Below are 1,922 nucleotides of genomic sequence, written 5' to 3' on the forward strand. Positions count from 1 at the left end.
GGACTGCCCGGGATTGTTCGTTGATCTGCGCGAATATTCGAGCTTCGCGGACGCCGCAACGGCGGGCTTCAGAATAGACGGCAACAACATCGTGCTGACGCAAGGCGGAAGTGACAAGACCTTCACAGTTTCGCCCGGGCTGGCCGAATCGATCAACATGCTGCGGGTGTTCTACAAATGGCCGGTGATGACGGATCTGCTGGCCAAACAGATGCAGAATTTCACTGACGGCACCACGCTGCATTTCGCGTCCGTGACCTGGCAAAACGAACCATTCGACGACAACTGAGGCCAGTGGACGACTGAGACTGCGGCGGCTTGGAGGACAGGATGTACCGTGCGGGGGCACATTGGGGGATTTCGGCCATCGTGGCGCGAGCAAGGCGGTTTGGCCGCGATCGGCGCGGGGTCGCGGCGGTCGAGTTTGCATTTATCGTGCCCGTGCTGCTCATCATGTATTTCATCACGATGGAAGCCTCGCAGGCCATCGAGACCAGCAAGAAGGTCAGCCGCATCGGCAGCATGGTGGCCGATCTCGTAACTCAACAGCAGACGGTCGTGAAGGCCAACCTCGACGCTATCATGAAGATCGGCGGCACGACGCTTCTGCCCTATAACCGCTCGGCCCCCTCGATCATCATCACCGCAATCCAGATATCGGACCAGGCGTCGCCTCAAGCGACGGTGGCGTGGTCGCGCAAGCTGGTGGGCACGACCTACAGCGCCGATGCCAAGGTTGGCGATCCCGTTACCGTTCCGGCAACGCTTAATATCCGCAACACTTTCCTGATCCGGGTGGAAAGCGACCTTGGCTATACGCCCGTCATCATGTGGGACAAGAACAACAAGGATCAGAAGGCGCTTGGATTGTTGTCCACCTTCAGCGACATCAACATGAGCGAGACTTACTATCTGAGGCCTCGCCGGAGCCCGACGATTCCTTGCAGCGACTGCTGACGCGCTATTCCTTGCCGCCTGTCAGTCGCACGATGGCCAGAGCCATCGCGTAGTCCTTCGGCAGGGCGGGCGTAAAACCGCCGGAATGCGCCCGCTCCAGCAGGTCGTACACATCGGGCGTCTGTGACTTGAGATTGGTCAGGAAGACCGTCAGCCGGCGCTTTGCCTCGGGGTCGAGATCGCTGCGGACCGCGTGCGGCCCGTAGCGCAAGAGGCCCGAGGTCCACACCACGCGAAGCGACGCCTCAGGCATGCCAGCCGCCTCCAGCCGCGCGAACGTGCCGTCGGAATGGCCGGGCTGGCCGTCGGCGCCGGCCGGCTCCCAGCCGAACAGGGCGTCCGCTTCGCCGCCGGCCAGCATCGTCTCGGCCGCGGTGGCTGAAGCGGCGCGCGCCAGGAAGGGTGAATCCCGTGCGATCCTGACGCCCTCGGCTGAAAGCGCCGTCAGCGGCAGCAGCGCGCCGCCGACGTTGTCGGCGGGCGCGATCGCGATCCGGTGCGACGCGATGGCGGCAAGGTCCGGAAGCTTGCCGTCGCGCGTCACCAGGACGGAACGGATGCCGACCGCGCCGTCGGCATCGACCGGCGCCACCAAAGGTTCGACGCAGCCGCAACGCTCCGAAGCCGTGGCGTAGGCGAGCGCCGAATAGACCGCGTATTGCACGCGTCCGCTCGCCTGTGCCTCGATCAGCGCCGCATAGCCGCGCGCAACGACGAACTCGACCTTCATGCCAAGCGCATTGGCATAGGCGTCGGTCAGGCGCGCGAGCCCCGGAACGGTGTTGCCGCCGCCCGGTTCGGCGACGATGCCGATGCGGAATGTACCGATGTCGTCACGCCAGTCGGCGCATGCCGGCCAGGTGGCGGCGCCGAACGCCGCGAGAGCGGCCGCGCACATTTTCACGGCCTGCCTTGCCGCGGTTTTGCCGCGCCTTGCCATATCTGCTTCGCTCCCGCCGCACTTG

The 1,922-nt window shown here is 64.5% G+C and carries 2 protein-coding genes and 1 pseudogene; 2 read left to right on the forward strand and 1 reads right to left on the reverse strand.

What is annotated here, in order from left to right; translation table 11 throughout:
• Positions 1–289: pseudogene (locus EOD07_RS32765) on the forward strand (pilus assembly protein); the annotation flags it as partial.
• 41 nt (positions 290–330) lie between these two features.
• Positions 331–957 carry a TadE/TadG family type IV pilus assembly protein gene (locus tag EOD07_RS32770; protein WP_127238186.1) on the forward strand — a complete coding sequence of 209 codons (627 nt, stop codon included), beginning with the start codon at positions 331–333 and terminating at the stop codon, positions 955–957.
• Positions 958–961: 4 nt separating this feature from the next.
• Here the strand turns inward: EOD07_RS32770 and EOD07_RS32775 are convergent, their stop codons facing one another.
• A complete protein-coding gene (locus EOD07_RS32775; protein WP_164772771.1) occupies positions 962–1,897 on the reverse strand; it encodes a PhnD/SsuA/transferrin family substrate-binding protein in 936 nt (311 codons plus the stop codon).
• Positions 1,898–1,922 lie beyond the last annotated feature (25 nt).

It is taken from the genome of Mesorhizobium sp. M2C.T.Ca.TU.002.02.1.1, assembly GCF_003997225.1.